12 protein-coding genes and 1 pseudogene are annotated in these 14,455 nt (G+C 71.7%); 6 read left to right on the top strand and 7 right to left on the bottom strand.

What is annotated here, in order from left to right:
• Nucleotides 1-22 precede the first annotated feature (22 nt).
• The 3 genes from B5D66_RS11775 to B5D66_RS11765 all read right to left on the bottom strand — a co-directional run bounded on the left by B5D66_RS11775 (nt 23) and on the right by B5D66_RS11765 (nt 1,823).
• Nucleotides 23-655, bottom strand: coding sequence for a TetR/AcrR family transcriptional regulator (locus tag B5D66_RS11775; RefSeq protein WP_078761757.1), 633 nt, complete (start codon nt 653-655; stop codon nt 23-25).
• Nucleotides 656-890: 235 nt separating this feature from the next.
• A complete protein-coding gene (locus B5D66_RS11770) occupies nt 891-1,511 on the bottom strand; it encodes an AAA family ATPase (RefSeq protein WP_078761756.1) in 621 nt (206 codons plus the stop codon).
• 6 nt (nt 1,512-1,517) lie between these two features.
• Entirely contained in the window at nt 1,518-1,823 is a 306-nt protein-coding gene (locus B5D66_RS11765) for a TFIIB-type zinc ribbon-containing protein (protein WP_235000947.1), read from the bottom strand.
• A gap of 299 nt (nt 1,824-2,122) precedes the next feature.
• On the opposite strand from B5D66_RS11765, the gene B5D66_RS11760 reads away from it, so the two are divergent.
• Nucleotides 2,123-3,766: a serine/threonine-protein kinase gene (locus tag B5D66_RS11760; protein WP_078761754.1), complete on the top strand. Its 1,644-nt coding sequence runs from the start codon at nt 2,123-2,125 to the stop codon at nt 3,764-3,766.
• Nucleotides 3,767-3,872: 106 nt separating this feature from the next.
• Here B5D66_RS11760 and B5D66_RS11755 read toward each other — a convergent pair whose 3' ends face one another.
• Nucleotides 3,873-4,361 (bottom strand): DUF7144 family membrane protein, encoded by a 489-nt coding sequence (locus tag B5D66_RS11755; protein WP_078761753.1) that lies wholly within the window; start codon nt 4,359-4,361, stop codon nt 3,873-3,875.
• 198 nt (nt 4,362-4,559) lie between these two features.
• Nucleotides 4,560-5,504: a DUF4429 domain-containing protein gene (locus tag B5D66_RS11750; RefSeq protein ID WP_078761752.1), complete on the bottom strand. Its 945-nt coding sequence runs from the start codon at nt 5,502-5,504 to the stop codon at nt 4,560-4,562.
• A gap of 434 nt (nt 5,505-5,938) precedes the next feature.
• Here B5D66_RS11750 and B5D66_RS26470 point away from each other — a divergent pair.
• The 3 genes and pseudogenes from B5D66_RS26470 to B5D66_RS11740 form a co-directional block, all read left to right on the top strand.
• Nucleotides 5,939-6,094: pseudogene (locus B5D66_RS26470) on the top strand (hypothetical protein); the annotation flags it as partial.
• Nucleotides 6,090-8,264 carry a glycosyltransferase gene (locus B5D66_RS26320; RefSeq protein ID WP_200813622.1) on the top strand — a complete coding sequence of 725 codons (2,175 nt, stop codon included), beginning with the start codon at nt 6,090-6,092 and terminating at the stop codon, nt 8,262-8,264. The pseudogene B5D66_RS26470 and the gene B5D66_RS26320, both read left to right, overlap by 5 nt.
• Nucleotides 8,264-9,688, top strand: coding sequence for a glycosyltransferase family 2 protein (locus tag B5D66_RS11740; protein ID WP_078761751.1), 1,425 nt, complete (start codon nt 8,264-8,266; stop codon nt 9,686-9,688). Before B5D66_RS26320 ends, B5D66_RS11740 begins: the two co-directional genes overlap by 1 nt.
• Before the next feature lie 411 nt (nt 9,689-10,099).
• On the opposite strand, the gene B5D66_RS11735 is transcribed toward B5D66_RS11740, so the two are convergent.
• Nucleotides 10,100-11,260, bottom strand: coding sequence for an amidase (locus tag B5D66_RS11735; RefSeq protein ID WP_078761750.1), 1,161 nt, complete (start codon nt 11,258-11,260; stop codon nt 10,100-10,102).
• A gap of 83 nt (nt 11,261-11,343) precedes the next feature.
• Nucleotides 11,344-12,129, bottom strand: coding sequence for a thioesterase II family protein (locus tag B5D66_RS11730; RefSeq protein WP_078761749.1), 786 nt, complete (start codon nt 12,127-12,129; stop codon nt 11,344-11,346).
• Between the two features lie 385 nt (nt 12,130-12,514).
• On the opposite strand from B5D66_RS11730, the gene rfbA reads away from it, so the two are divergent.
• The gene (rfbA, locus tag B5D66_RS11725) at nt 12,515-13,411 is read left to right on the top strand and encodes a glucose-1-phosphate thymidylyltransferase RfbA (RefSeq protein ID WP_078761748.1); all 897 of its coding nucleotides are present in this window, start codon (nt 12,515-12,517) and stop codon (nt 13,409-13,411) included.
• A gap of 57 nt (nt 13,412-13,468) precedes the next feature.
• Nucleotides 13,469-14,437 carry a dTDP-glucose 4,6-dehydratase gene (rfbB, locus tag B5D66_RS11720; protein ID WP_078761747.1) on the top strand — a complete coding sequence of 323 codons (969 nt, stop codon included), beginning with the start codon at nt 13,469-13,471 and terminating at the stop codon, nt 14,435-14,437.
• The last annotated feature ends 18 nt before the right edge of the window (nt 14,438-14,455 follow it).

The following is a 14,455-nucleotide window of genomic DNA, read 5'->3' as shown; positions in this document are numbered from 1 at the left end:
CGGAGAGGGCGGACCGGCCGGATCAGCGTGCCGGTCCGCCCTCCACCGCACCGAGCCGCCGGATGAGCCCCAGCGTCGTCTCGATGACCTCCTCGGCCTCGGCACGTGTCGCGCAGACGGCGACCTCGCGTCCGGCCTCGCCGATGACACTGGTGAGGATCGCGACGGTCACCCGTTCGGCGGGGGACCCGCCGGCGCCGAGCAGGACCGTGTTGCGGCGCACCCAGTCGCGTCCACTGGAGCGGCGCGTGGTCTCGAAACCGGGCGGCCCGTCACCGTCCATGAAGAGCCGCGACAGGTCGCGCCGCTCCCACGAGCCCTCCAGGAAGGCTCGCGCCCCCGCGCAGAACAGTTCCAGCGGGTCGTCGACCCCCGCCTCGCGCGCCCGGGCGACGGCGGTGGCGGCCCGTGTCTCCTGCGCGTGGTGGTGCTCCTCCCACAGGGCGAGGAACAGTTCGGCCTTACCGCCGAAATGGTGATAGACGCTGCCGACGCTGGAGCCGGTGCGCTCCACCAGGTCGGCGATCGCCGCCCCGCTGTAGCCCTGTTCGGTGAACACCTCGCGCGCTCCCCGCAGCAGCGCGCTGCGGGTCTCGGCGGTACGGCTCCACGTCCAGGCGCCGGGACCACGTCCCCCGTTCGACCCGCGTGCCATCGGCCCACCCGTCCGTTCGCCCCATCGCCCGCAGGCGAGTGAAAATCGGTCCGCGGCGACGGCGGCGCGGCCGTCGCAACATCTCTTGACAGTAAGCGATGGCGGTATCACCCTGTGTCGGGACCGGATCGGTCCCGACGACGGCGGGAGGGACGCGGTGGAGCGCGGAACGGGGCCGGGGCATCGGGCGAGGCACCGCGAAGGCGGAGCGTCCTCCCCGGCCCGCCCCCATGGCTCAGCCGCCGGTGACCCACGCGCACACCGCCTCGGCCGTGGCCTCCACCGGAACGTGTGTGGTGTCCAGAAGCGTCATGGGGGGATCCATCCGGTCCGCGCAGGAGCGGATCCACGCGGTGTACTCCAACGTCTCGGCGATACGCGGCTCGTCCCACTCCCGCCAGGCCGGACGGGCGCGCAGCCGCTCGGCCAGCACGTCGGGGTCGCACACCAGGGACAGGTACCGGATCTCGGCGAACAGGGCGCGTTCGGGCAGCGGCTCCAGCTCGGGAGGGACGACCGTGCCGCACAGGACGGCGGGCCGGCCGTTCTGGTGGATCATCGAGATGACCCGCAACCACGCCGACCGGAAGGCCCGATGGTCGTCGGCGGGGTCACGCAGCCCGGCCAGCCACAACACGTCCTGCTCCAGCACGACGAACCGGTCGCTCAGCCGCTCGCCGAGCAGCCGGGCCACCGTCGACTTGCCCGTCCCGCTCGGCCCGGTCACGCAGTACAGCGGCAACCGGTGGAACCGGCGCCGATGGCCGCACGCGGCACAGCGGATCACCGGTTCGTCCGGTTCGACCAGGGGGACGTCGGTGCGCGCGCCGCAGCGCGCGCAGATCAGCAGGTTCACCTGACGTCAGTCGAACAGTTCCCCGAGGAAGCTCTTGCGGCGGTGTCCGTAGGGCTTCGGGGAGTCGGGGTAGCCGTGGCCGTAGCCGTAGGGGGCGGGGGAGTCCGGACGGCCGCGGTAGGGGGCGGGGGAGTCGGGACGCCCACGGTAGGGGGCGGGAGAGTCGGGACGGTGGCCGCCGTAGTGGGCGCCGCCACCGTAGTGGCGCTGCTCGGCGGCGGTGATCTGCTCCAGCTCACCGGCGTCGAGGAAGATCCCGCGGCAGCGCTCGCACTGCTCGATGTGGATCCCCATGCGGTCGAAGGTCATCATGCGGCTTTGACACTTAGGACAAATCACGGCGCCATCGTACGCAACAATCCCCGTCGGGGGAGGAGGACCCCTGAGGCGTGGGCCACACCGTATTCCCGGCCCGGACCCGACCGTTTCGGCTCCCCGGCCGTCCGCGGCCGGTGTCGGGGCAGGTCACCGGGCGGGGCGGTGGAGCGGTGGCCGCCGGAACCCCCGATACGGCCGGATGCGGCCCATCCGCCCTCCCGAGGGCTTTTACACTCCCCAGAGTGGCGCCGCGGCCTCGCGGGCGTTCGCCTCCCTACCGAGGAACCTCTTCTATGAGCACTGAGCAATCTGAGCCGGGACGCCTGCTCGTCGGGCGTTACCGGTTGTCCCATTTGATCGGCGAAGGCGGCATGGGGCGGGTGTGGCAGGGCACCGACGAGCTGCTGGACCGCCCCGTCGCGATCAAGGAACTCACCATCTCCGCCCAGCTCCCCGAGCGTGAGATCACCATCCTGCGGACCCGGATGCTCCGCGAGGCGCGCAGCGCCGCCCAGCTCAGCCACCCCTCCATCATCACGGTCTTCGACGTGGTCGAGAGCGACGACCGGCCGTGGATCGTCATGGAACTGGTGCGCGGCAGTTCGCTGAGCGAGCTCCTCAAGGAACACGGCGCGCTCCCGCCGACCCGTGTGGCCAAGATCGCCCTCCAGGTCCTCTCGGGGCTCGCGGTCGCCCACCAGCGCGGCATCGTGCACCGCGACATCAAGCCCGGCAACGTGCTGATCGCCAAGGACGACCGTGCCGTGCTCACCGACTTCGGCATCGCCCGGCTGGAGGACAGCAACACCCAGCTGACCAGCACCGGCAACCTCCTCGGCTCGCCCAACTACCTCGCCCCCGAACAGGCGCGCGGCCAGCTGGCCGGCCCCTCCACGGACATGTGGGCGATGGGGATCACGATGTACGCCGCCGTCGAGGGCAAACCGCCGTTCCAGCGTTCCACCGCGATGGCGACGCTCACCGCGATCGTCACCGAGGAGGTCCCACCGCCGACCTCCGCCGGCCCCCTGCGCCCCGTCCTCGACGGACTGCTCGACAAGGACCCCTCGCGTCGCCTCACCGTGGAGGAGGCGGTGGCGATGCTGCACCCCATCGTCGTCGAGGGGCAGGCAGAAGAGGACGGCGAGGCCACCCGGGTCGCCCCCGTGGCGGCGGGCCCCGTCCAGGCCGAGTCCACCGCCGAGTTCGCCTCCGTGGCGCCCCCGCCCGGCCCCGGCCGCAGACCGGTGACCCGGTTGCTGGTGCCGGCGCTGCTCGCCGTTGTCGGGCTGGTGCTCGCGGCCGCGCTGGGGTTATGGCTGGCCAACGGGAACGCCTCGGACCAGCGGGGAGACGCGCCCGTGGAGCCCTCGGAAGCCCCGTCGCAGGCCCCGGAGACGGTTCCCGCGTCGGCCGAGGAGAGCATCGCCGCCGACCCCACCGCGGCCGAGGAGCCCGAGCAGGAGGGCGACGCGGAGGACGCGGCCGAGGACACGCCGATGCGGCGGCACGAGGACCCCACCGGCTTCGAGATCGAGGTTCCCGAGGGGTGGGAGCTGGAGCGGCGCGACAACGGGGTGTTCTTCACCAATCCCGAGGGCGGCTACCTCCAGATCGACCAGACCGATCAGCCGGGGGAGGACGCGCTGGAGGACTGGAACCGGCAGGAGGGGGCGATCTCCTCGAACTTCGGCGGCTACGAGAAGGTGGCCATCACCCGGCTGGACGACGACTCCCTCGACCTCGACGACTACGTCAGCGCCGCCGACTGGGAGTTCACCTTCGACGGCTCCCAGGGGCGCATGCGCGCGGTCAACCGGGCCTTCCACACCGAGGAGAAGGGGTACGCGCTGTTCCTGGTCTCCACCGAGGAGGACTGGGAGACCAACCGCGCGCTCCTGGACGAGATGACGCGCTCCTTCGAGCCCGCGGACTGACGTTCAACGGCCGATCCCGCCCTCGGGAGCCCTCCGGCGCCGCCGGAGGACGTCCAGGGACGGGATCGGTTGCGGACCGGCGTGTGACGGCGGCCCGTGTGGCGGGTCAGGTCCGGTGACGTTCGTGCGCACCCTGCGGGGTGTGGGCCCCCTCGGAGTGCATCCCGGAGCGCTGCTCCGGCATGCTGATGCCCGAACCCTCCGCGCGCTCTCCCGGTCCCGCTGCGGCCGTGGCCGGCCACCTGGCCGTGAGCCCGTAGATCGCCAGGACGTCGAGGGCGATCATGATCGCCGACCACCACGGGAACGAGTTCAGGAAGGCGAGCTGGGCGACCGCGTTCACCCCGACCACCGCGATCGTCAGCACACGTGCCCAGGTCGCACCGCTCAGCAGCGAGAACGCGGTGACCACCATCAGGATGCCCCAGAGGGTGAGCAGGACGCCCCACCCCGTGAAGCCGAACAGCAGCAGGTTGCCTTCGGAGGTTGCGAAGAACCCCGGTCTGAACCATGAGACCAGGCCGTGCAGGATGTTGAACACGCCGGCCAGGAGCATCATGGTGGCCGCGAAGGCGACCCATCCGTTGACGCGCATTCTCATGCCTCCCCCTGAGAAGCCTCGTGGGCGGGCCGTATTCCTTTCCGGACCTTTTCGGCCGGCCCCGTCCCGCCTCTTTCCCCAGCATGCGCCAGGACGGGGGAAAGGTAATTCCAGGGAATGGTCATGGCCTTCCAAAACCCGCTTCGGCATGCTCGGCCGGCGGCGTCCGCACGGATAGGGGGACGGGCGGTCTCACAGTCGATCCAGCAGTTCGGCCTTCTTGTTCCGGAACTCCTCGTCGGTCAACAGGCCCTCCTCGTGGAGCCGGCCCAGCTCGCGGATGCGGTCGTAGATGCCGCGGGCCACGTCGTCGGCGGGGAGGGGCTGTGGCGAGGGCGGCGTCCCGCCCGCCCCCAGGGCATTCGCCCCGGCCTCCAGTGCCGCCGTCTCCCCCCGCCGGGCCGACACGGCCTCCTCCCGCGCCCACAGGTGGGCGGTCACGGTCGCGGCCATCAGCAGGGCGCGCGCGCTCTCCCGCGCGCTGTCCTCGGTGAGGAGACAGTGCAGGTCCTTGCTGGGCTTGACCGGCTGCGCGGTGGAGGACCCGTGCGTCACGACACGCAGGTACCCCTCGTTCCAACCGTCGCCGGGCGCCCACTCGACCCGCCGGATCTCCTCGATCGGGAACTCGCGCCGCTGCTCCTTGTGCTTGCGGGAGGAGGCGTCGCCGGACCACGCCAACAGCAGGGTCCGGCCGTCGAACGCCGCCGTCCCCTCCGAGGTGCGGATGTGCAGCGGCAGGGGCGGGACGAGGCCGACCGCGAACCTCTCGGCCGGACCCGGGTCGCCGGTGTCGCGCGTCGCCTCCACGGAGAAGGAGAGCTGGTCGGCGTAGTACTCGGCGACGAGTTCGGTCGAGGCGTCACCGGTCAGGTGGAACGGCAGGCTCTTCTCGGACAGCGCCGCGCCGACGGCGGCGAAGGGGTCGGCGTGGTCGCGTAGCCGTAGCCGCAGATCCCAGCTTCCGCGCCGGCCCTTCTTGGGGGTGAAGTCGACCGAGGCGATGGCGGCCAGCGGTACCTCGCAGCCTCCCAGCTCCTTCAGCAACGGAGCGACGCGCCATCCGGACCGGTAGCGGATGAGGACCTTCTCCCCGTCGAACCGCCACGTCGCCTGATTACCGTGCAGATCGTCCATTCCACCATCGTAGGGCGGAAACGGATAACGCTCGGATGTCACCGAGGTGACAGCGGACGTCCGGATGCGGCACCTCTCGGTGGATATTCCGTTGTTCTCCTTTCCCGGCAATGGGGTGATCCCTTTCGAGAAAGGAAGTTCGAGACATCTTCTCCGCAGGGAAGCGAAGCGTATCCATGGAGAAGGGAGAGGGCGAATCGGCCTGTAGGGAGCGAAGTTTCCGGCATCCCGTCAGCCGCCGCTTATTCCGGTGTCGCGCTCCTCGTGAACCGGATGGATGGCAATTCACGTGTCGCGGTCCCCAAATGCGATGCGGGGCGATGCGGGTGTGCTTACCTGGGGTTATTCGGTTTCCCGGGTCGTGATTCCCGTTCATTTCGCAATTCTTCTCCGGGAACGCGGACGCGTGTTTCCCGCGAGTCGTGGAACAGCCGATGCCGTGCGCTCCCCGGGAACCCGCCGGGAACCCGGCGTTCTTTCGTTTCCGCCCTCACGGAGGGGGTTCAGTGGGTGTCGCTGTGGTGATGCCGGCTTACGACGAGGCCGAGAACCTCGAAGCGGTCGTGGAGGACCTGCTCCGCCCCCTTGAGAGGGCCGGCGAGCCCCACCGGGTCGTCGTGGTCGACGACGGCAGCCGCGACGCGACGGGACGCGGAGGAACCCGCGACGTGCTTCCCCGGCCGGGTCGAGGTCGTCCGGCACGAGGAGGACCGCGGCTACGGGGCGGCCGTGCGCAGCGGTGTCCGCGCGGCCCTGGACCGGACCCGGGCCTCGTGGGTCCTCCTGACCGACTCCGACGGCCAGTACCGTGCCGACGCTCTCCTCGGCTTCCTGCGGACGGCCGCGAGGGAACGGGCCGACGCCGTCATCGGCTACCGCGCCCGCCGGGCCGACCCCCTGCACCGCAGGGTCAACGGCGCGCTGTGGACGGGGCTGAACCGGCTGCTGCTGCGCACCCGGGCGCGTGACGTCGACTGCGCCTACAAGCTGGTGCGCCGCAGCGTGCTGGAAAGGGTCGACCTGCGCGGCGAGGCCGCCGCAGTCTCGCCCGAGCTCGTCGCCAAGCTGCGTGCCGTGGGTGCCAGGATCGTACAGCGGCCGGTGGAGCACCATCCCCGCACCCACGGCGAGCAGACAGGGGCCGACCTGGGTGTGATCTGGCGTTCCCTCGTCGGGATGGTCGCGATCTGGGGCGAGCTCGCCCGGGCGGGCGTGGCCGGCCGTCTGGTGCGCCCCCGTGATCCCGCCCTGGCCGCTCTCACCACCGGAGCGCTGCTGCTGTCGGTGCTGGCCTACGTCCACTTCCTTCCCCTCACCCTCGCCTATCCCGACGCGATCTCGCACCTGCTCATCGCCCGCAGGGTCGTGGACTCCCCCACTCCGGGGCTGGCCCAGCTCGGCGGCGTGTGGCTGCCGCTGCCCCACTTGTTGGCGCTGCCGTTCGTCTGGTTGGACTCCTGGTATCTGTCGGGGTTCGCGGCCTCGCTGATATCGATGGCCTCCTACGTCGTCGCCACCCGCTACCTCTACAAGACCGCCGCGCTGCTCACCGGTGACCGGGGGGCGGCGCTGATCGCCGGCCTGGTCTTCGCCGGCTGCCCCGGGGTGCTCTACCTCCAGAGCACCCCGATGACCGAGCTGCTGATGATCGCCTGTGTCGCCGCGGCCACCCACCACCTGACCGTGTGGTGCCGTACCGGCGGCCACCGGAACCTGACCGCCACGGCCGTCGCGACCCTGCTGGCCACCCTCACCCGCTATGAGACGTGGGTGTTCGCCCTGGCGGTCGCGGTCATCGTCGCCCACGTCGAATGGCGACGGTCACCGGTCGGCCAGCGGCTGCGCCGCACCGAGGCCAACGTGATCTTCTTCGGCCTGGTGGGTTGCGCCGGCGCCGTGGGCTGGGTGCTGTGGAACGCCGTCATCTTCGGCGACCCCCTCTTCTTCCAGAACGGCGACTACGCCAAACCCTCGCTGTGGGTGTCCGACCAGGAGGCGACGGTCGGCGACTGGGCGACCTCGACCATGACCTACCTGTACGCGATCATGGGGGTCGCGGGCGGCATCCTGCCCTTCCTCGCCGTCGCCGGCCTGGTCGTCCACCTGGTGCGGCGGCGCGGCGTCGCCCCCCTGGCGCTGCTGGTCTTCCCCCCGTTCTTCGTCCTCGCCCTCTACTCGGGACAACGGCCCCTGCACGTCGAGGAGATCACCGGGGACCTCTACAACGTGCGCTTCGCGCTGGTCATGCTCCTGCCGATCGCGCTGTTCACCGGCTGCCTGGCGGCGGAGGTGCTGCGTACCCGGGTGGCGGTGACCCGCCGGGTGGTGGGCGCCCTCGTCGGCGGCGCCGCCGCGGCGATGAGCCTCATGGGAGCGGTCGGCGACGGCGACGTCGTGGTCCTGCGCGAAGCCCAGCAGTTCAGCTCCGCGCCCGCCGAACAGGCCGCCGCGCGCACGGCCGCCTGGCTGCGCGACAACTACGACGGCGGGCGGGTCCTCATGGAGTCGTTCGGCAACGAGACCGTCATGTTCCACTCGCGGCTGCCGGTCCACCAGATCGTCTACGAGGGCAGCTACCGCAGGTGGGAGCCTGCCCTGGCCGACCCGCGGGCCAACGACATCCGCTGGGTGCACATGCGGCGCACCCCGGGCGCCCCCGATCGCGTGTGGTCGGCGCTGGACGAGACGTCGCGGCTCCGCGACTACTCGCTCGTCTACGAGGACGCCGACCGGGTCGTCTACCGGTTGAGGGAGGCGTGATGTCCCCGGTGGCGGAACACCCCGACGGCGCCGTCCCCGATGCGGGCGCGCGCACCCTGCTCAGCGGGGGGCAGCGGGTGACGGCCGCGGCCGGGCTGGTGGTGCTCGTCGCCTGTCTGTTCCTGTACGGCGCCACGGCGGTGGCCACGGCGCTGCTCGCCGCCATCACCGTCGTCTACACCGCGGTCCTCGTCTTCAAACTGCTGATGGTCTACGGGTCCGACGGGGCGCACGTGATCCGGTTCCGCGCCGTCGACCTGCCTGCGCACACCGACCTTCCCGACTACACGGTCCTCGTCCCCCTCTACCGCGAGGGGAGGGTGCTCCCCTCGCTGCTGGAGCGGCTCGCCGCCCTGGACTACCCGCTCGAACGGTTGCAGGTCCTGCTCCTGGTCGAGGAGGACGACGAGGAGACCCGGGCCGCGATCCCCGAGGTCCTGTCGCCGGTCTTCGAGACGGTGCTCATCCCACCGGGGCGGCCGAGGACCAAGCCGAAGGCGTGCAATGTCGGCCTGGCCCAGGCCCGGGGCGAGTTCTGCGTCATCTACGACGCCGAGGACCGGCCCGAACCCGATCAGCTCCGCAAGGCCGTGGCGGCGTTTCGCTCCCTGCCCGGCTGGGTGGTGTGCGTCCAGGCCGAGCTCCAGTACTGGAACCCCTGGACCAACTGGCTCACCCGCTGTTTCGCCGCGGAGTACGCCCTCAACTTCAGCCTGTTCCTTCCCGGCCTGGACCGGTACCGGCTGCCCATCCCGCTGGGTGGGACCTCCAACCACTTCCGGACCGACGCCCTGCTGGAGCTGGGCGGCTGGGACGCGCACAACGTCACCGAGGACGCCGACCTGGGGGTGCGCATCGCCCGTCGGGGATGGGGGGTGCGGATGATGGCCTCGGTCACCGAGGAGGAGGCCAACAGCCGGCTGGGCAACTGGATCCGCCAGCGCAGTCGCTGGATCAAGGGGTATCTGCAGACCTGGCTGGTCCACATGCGCTCTCCGGTCCGGCTGTGGCGCGAACTCGGCACATCGGGGTTCCTCTCCTTCCACCTGACGGTCGGCTTCCCGACCTTCGCGGCGCTGGTCAACCCGGTCTTTTGGACGTTGACGGCCACCTACCTCGTCGTCGGCCCCGACCCGATCGCCCCGCTCTTCCCCCGGCCGGTCCTGTACCTGGGCATGGTGACGATGGTCGGGGGCAACCTCCTGCTGCTCTACGGGCACATGGCGGGCTGTATGGAGCGGGGGATCCACGGCGCCGTGCGCACGATGCTCGCGCTCCCGTTCTACTGGGCGTTGATGAGCATCGCGGCCTACAAGGCCGTCATCCAGCTGGCCAGGCCCAGCCGGCGCCACTATTGGGAGCTGACCGAGCACGGCCTGGTCGAGGAGGAGCCGCTGGCTTCCGGCGGGGCCCGCGCCGGCTGACCAGGGCGTCACCCTCGTCGAAGGCGCGCTGGGCCTCCTGGCCGAGCCGGGCGAAGGGGGGAAGGGAGACCGAAGTGCCGCGCAGCCACTGCGCCAGGTCACAGACCATGGCCGCGTTCCCCGCCTCCTGGTGGGAGCGGATGGCCGCCACCAGGAGCCGCACCCACAGGGGTCCCGCCTCACCGAACCGGTGACGCATGAGGGGCAGGCCGGCCCGCGAGATCGCGGCGAACAGGAGGTGGGCCTCCAACGCCGGAAGCCGTCCGGCTGCGGGCTCGTCCGAGAGGACGCGCGGCGCGATGGGCACCGCGTATCGGGCCGGGAAGAGGAAGGCGCACGGCCGGATACGGCCGGTGAGCAGGAGGCGGCCGCCGGCGCGGCCGCGTGGCCTTGGCGCCGGAGAGACCCGAGTCAGGTCGGCGGGGCCGGCCAGGGCACGTGGGCCTCGTACTCCGCCGCGGCCGACAGCAGCAGGCCATCGTCGTGGTGGGCGGCGACCAGCTGCACGCCCACCGGCAGGCCGTCGCGGGACACACCCGCGGGCAGACTGATCGCCGGATGCCCGGTGATGTTGAACAGCCAGGTCAAGCCGACGCTCATCGTCGTCCCGGGACCGTCGTGGCCGTGCGCGAGGTTCGGTGTGGTCGGGGTGGCCAGCAGGTCGAAGGAGCCGAAGAGAGCGTCGAGGGCCGCCCGGTCGCGCCCGTCGGCGGAGCCCGGGCCGCCTCCCGCGGCCCGTCGGGCGAACCAGCTCGCCGCCGGGTCGCGCACGCGCGGATCGGTCTCCTCCAGCGTGGTCCCGGTCCGTCGCGCCCACGCCTCGACCGCCCGGCCCGCCACCCGCAGGACCTCGGGGTCCACCTCGTTGAACCCGAGCGTGGGCGACCAGGCCACGCGCAGGGCGCCGGCGACGCGCCGGGCCGCCGCGCGCGGCTCCGCCCCCGCCGCCACCCGGTGGTACAGCCTTACGTCGGCGACCGACCGGGCGATGGGGCCGCCCACCGTCAGGCCCGCCCGATCCCGGGAGGGCAGCAGTCCGGTGGTCGGCTTGTAGCCGACCACCCCGCACCACGCCGCGGGGATCCGGGTGGAACCGGCCCCGTCGCTGGCCGTCGCCAATGGGACCATGCCGGCCGCGACGGCCACGGCCGACCCCGCCGATGAGCCTCCAGGGGTGACGTCGTGCCGCCACGGGTTGACGGTGCGCCCGCGCGGGGTCCTCCCCCAGGTCTTCCACTCCGTTCCGGGGCCGGGCACCGAGGTCGAGCCCACGGGGACGGCGCCGGCCGTGACCAGCCGGCGGGCCTGGAGCGAGCCGGTGCCCTCCGACGCCTTCACGGCGATGGGCACCCCGGCCAGGGGAAGACGCGCGCCCCGGGCCACGGCGGCGTCGACGGCGGCGGCCCGTTCCACGGCCTGCCCGGCCCACACCTCGGGGAAGGCGTTCAGCTCCCGATCGCGGTAGCCGATGGTCTCCAGGGCGGTCTCGACCACCTCCACGGCCGTGGTCCGGCCCGTCGCCACCCGAGCCGCGATCCTCCCGGCCGCGCCGACGGCTCCGCTCTCGATCATCCCTCTAGGGATAGGGGGAGTCCGAGCCCTTCACAACCCGGTTTCACGGCCGGACGGGCACCGGATCGCCGCCGGCCACGGGGTCAGCGCGCGGCCGGGACCGGTACCCCCGCCTCACGCAGCCGGCGTCCGATCAGCCCCGCCACGGGCTCCACGTGCTCGGCCAGGTAGAAGTGGCCGCCGCGGAAGGAGTGCACGTCGATCCCTGCCGAGGTGTGACCGGCCCAGTGTGGCGCCTCGGGCGCCGACATGCGCGGATCGCTGTCGCCGACCAGGACGGTGATCGGCGCCGAGGTCGCCTTCCCCGGCCGGGGGCGGTAGGTGCCGATGGCCCGGTAATCCGATCGCAGGGTCGGCAGGATCAGCCGGACCAGCTCCTCGTCCTCCAGAAACGTCGTGTCGGTGCCGTCGAGCCGCCGGATCTCCTCCAGCACCCGTTCGTCGCTCTGCAGGTACAGATCCTCGACCCGGTACTGCGACGGCGCCCGGCGGGCCGAGACGAAGAGCGCCACGGGGGCGGCCCCGCGTTCCTCCAGGCGCAGCGCCAGCTCGAACGCGACGACCGCGCCCATGCTGTGCCCGAACAGCGCCGTCGGCCGCTCGGGCGCGCCCGCCAGGACCTCCGCCACCAGGTCGGCCATTTGGTGCAGGTCCTCGACGCACGGTTCGCGCCGCCGCTCCTGGCGTCCCGGATACTGCACCGCGATCGCCTCGGCCACCCCGGCCAGCGCCCTGCACAAAGGGCGGTAGAAGGAGGCGGCGCCGCCGGCGTGCGGCAGGAACAGTACCCGCGCCGGTGCGGCGGGGTCCGGGGCGAAACGCCGCAGCCACAGGTCGGGATCGGTGCTGGTCGTGAAGGTCTCAGGCATGCCTCGTCCAGGGGGTAGCCGGTGGAGGGCGGCCGTCCCCGCCCCGCGGCGGGGGGCGGTCCCCATCGAACTGTGCCGCCCCGCGGGAACCGGGGCAACCCCTAGCCCACCCGTGAATCCGGCCGGCGCCGGATGGCGGCCCGGCGGCTCGCCCCCACCGGGCCGCGCGAGGCGGGGCGGACCCCTCAAAGGCGGCCCTCGCCCCCCTAAGTCGCGTTCCCGGGCTGGTCCGCCCGGAGCCGTTCGCCTAGCTTCGACCTGGCCGCACCATGTACGGCCCGGCCAGGGCGCGAACGGCCCGGCTCGCCTGGATCCCCTGCCGGTGGTCAGCCGCCCCGCGCGTCGCGCGTTCCGGGCGGAGATACAGAGAGGCAGGTGATCGACGATGAAGGGCATCATTCTCGCCGGAGGCACGGGAACCCGCCTGCATCCGGTGACCCTGGCGGTCTCCAAGCAGTTGCTGCCGGTCCACGGCAAACCGATGATCTACTACCCGATGTCGGTGCTCATGCTGGCCGGGATCAGGGAGATCCTGATCATCTGCGCGCCGGAGTACCACGACCAGTTCCGCCGGCTCCTCGGCGACGGCTCGCGGCTGGGGCTGGAGCTCAGTTACGCCGTCCAGGTCACCCCCAAGGGCCTGCCCGAGGCGTTCACCATCGGGGCCGAGCACATCGGGTCCGACTCCGTGGCCCTGGTGCTCGGGGACAACATCTTCCACGGCTCCTCGTTCTCCTCGGTCCTGGAGGAGAACAGCGCCGACGTGGACGGGTGCGTCCTGTTCGGCTATCCGGTCAGCGACCCGGAACGTTACGGGGTCGGCGAGACCGATGAGCAGGGCCGGCTGATCTCCCTGGAGGAGAAGCCCGTCCGGCCGCGCTCCAACCGGGCCATCACCGGGCTCTACTTCTACGACAACGACGTCGTGGACATCGCCAAGAACCTGTGCCCCTCGGCCCGCGGTGAACTGGAGATCACCGACCTGAACCGGAACTACCTGGACCGGGGCAAGGCCAGGCTGGTCGACCTGGGACGCGGGTTCGCCTGGCTGGACACCGGGACGCACCAGTCGCTGACCCAGGCCGGACAGTACGTGCAGGTGATCGAGGAGCGCCAGGGGGTGAGTATCGCCTGCCTGGAGGAGGTCGCGCTGCGCAAGGGGTTCATCGACGCGGACACCTGCTACCGGCTGGGCGAGGAACTGGCGAAGTCGGAGTACGGGCGCTACGTCATGCGCGTGGCGCAGGAGTTCCGTGACGTTCCCGCGCTGCCGTACGTCTGAGGGCGGTGGACCGGTGCGGAGGGGACGGGACGGTCAGTCGAGAAGGGAACGGACGCCATGCGCATCCTCGTGACCGGCGGGGCCGGGTTCATCGGGTCGAACTATGTGCGCCGCCTGCTGGAGGGGGCCTATCCCCAGACGGAGGGCGCGCACGTCACCGTCGTGGACAAGCTCACCTACGCGGGCCGGCGCGAGAACCTGGACGGGCTCGACCCGGACCGGCTGGAATTCGTGCGCGGCGATGTCACCGACGCCGCGCTGCTCTCGCGCCTGCTGCGGGGAGTGGACCTGGTGGTCCACTTCGCCGCGGAGTCCCACGTCGACCGGTCGATCGCCGGATCGGCCGAGTTCATCTCGACCAACGTGGTGGGGACCCACACCCTCCTCCAGTGCGCGCTGGAGGTCGGGGTGGGGCGGGTCGTTCACGTCTCCACCGACGAGGTCTACGGTTCGATCGCGGAGGGGTCGTGGGAGGAGACCCGCCCCCTGGAACCCAATTCGCCCTACTCGGCCTCCAAGGCCGCCTCCGATCTGCTCGCGCGGGCCTACCACCGCACCCACGGCCTGGACGTGTGCGTCACCCGCTGCTCCAACAACTACGGACCGCGCCAGCACCCCGAGAAGTTCATCCCCAAGGCCGTCACCAACCTGATGCGCGGGCTGCCCGTGCCGCTCTACGGCGAGGGCGTGAACGTGCGGGACTGGCTGCACGTCGACGACCACTGCCGGGGTATCGCGCTCGTGGCGGCCAAGGGCCGGGCCGGGGAGGTGTACAACATCGGCGGCGGGACCGAGCTGACCAACCGCGACCTGCTCGGCAAGCTGCTGGAGATCATCGGCGCGGACGCGTCCCTGGTACACCGGGTCGCCGACCGTCCCGGCCACGACCTGCGCTACTCGGTCGACCACACCAAGATCAGCGACGAGCTGGGCTACCGCCCGGAGGTCCCGCTGGAGCGGGGACTGGCCGACACGGTCCGCTGGTACGCCGACCACCGCTCCTGGTGGGAGCGCGCCGGGCAGTGAGACGGGCCGGCCCCGGCG

The organism is Marinactinospora thermotolerans DSM 45154, assembly GCF_900167435.1.
Taxonomy (GTDB): Bacteria; Actinomycetota; Actinomycetes; order Streptosporangiales; family Streptosporangiaceae; genus Marinactinospora; species Marinactinospora thermotolerans.
This window is presented reverse-complemented; position numbering and strand designations above follow the sequence as displayed.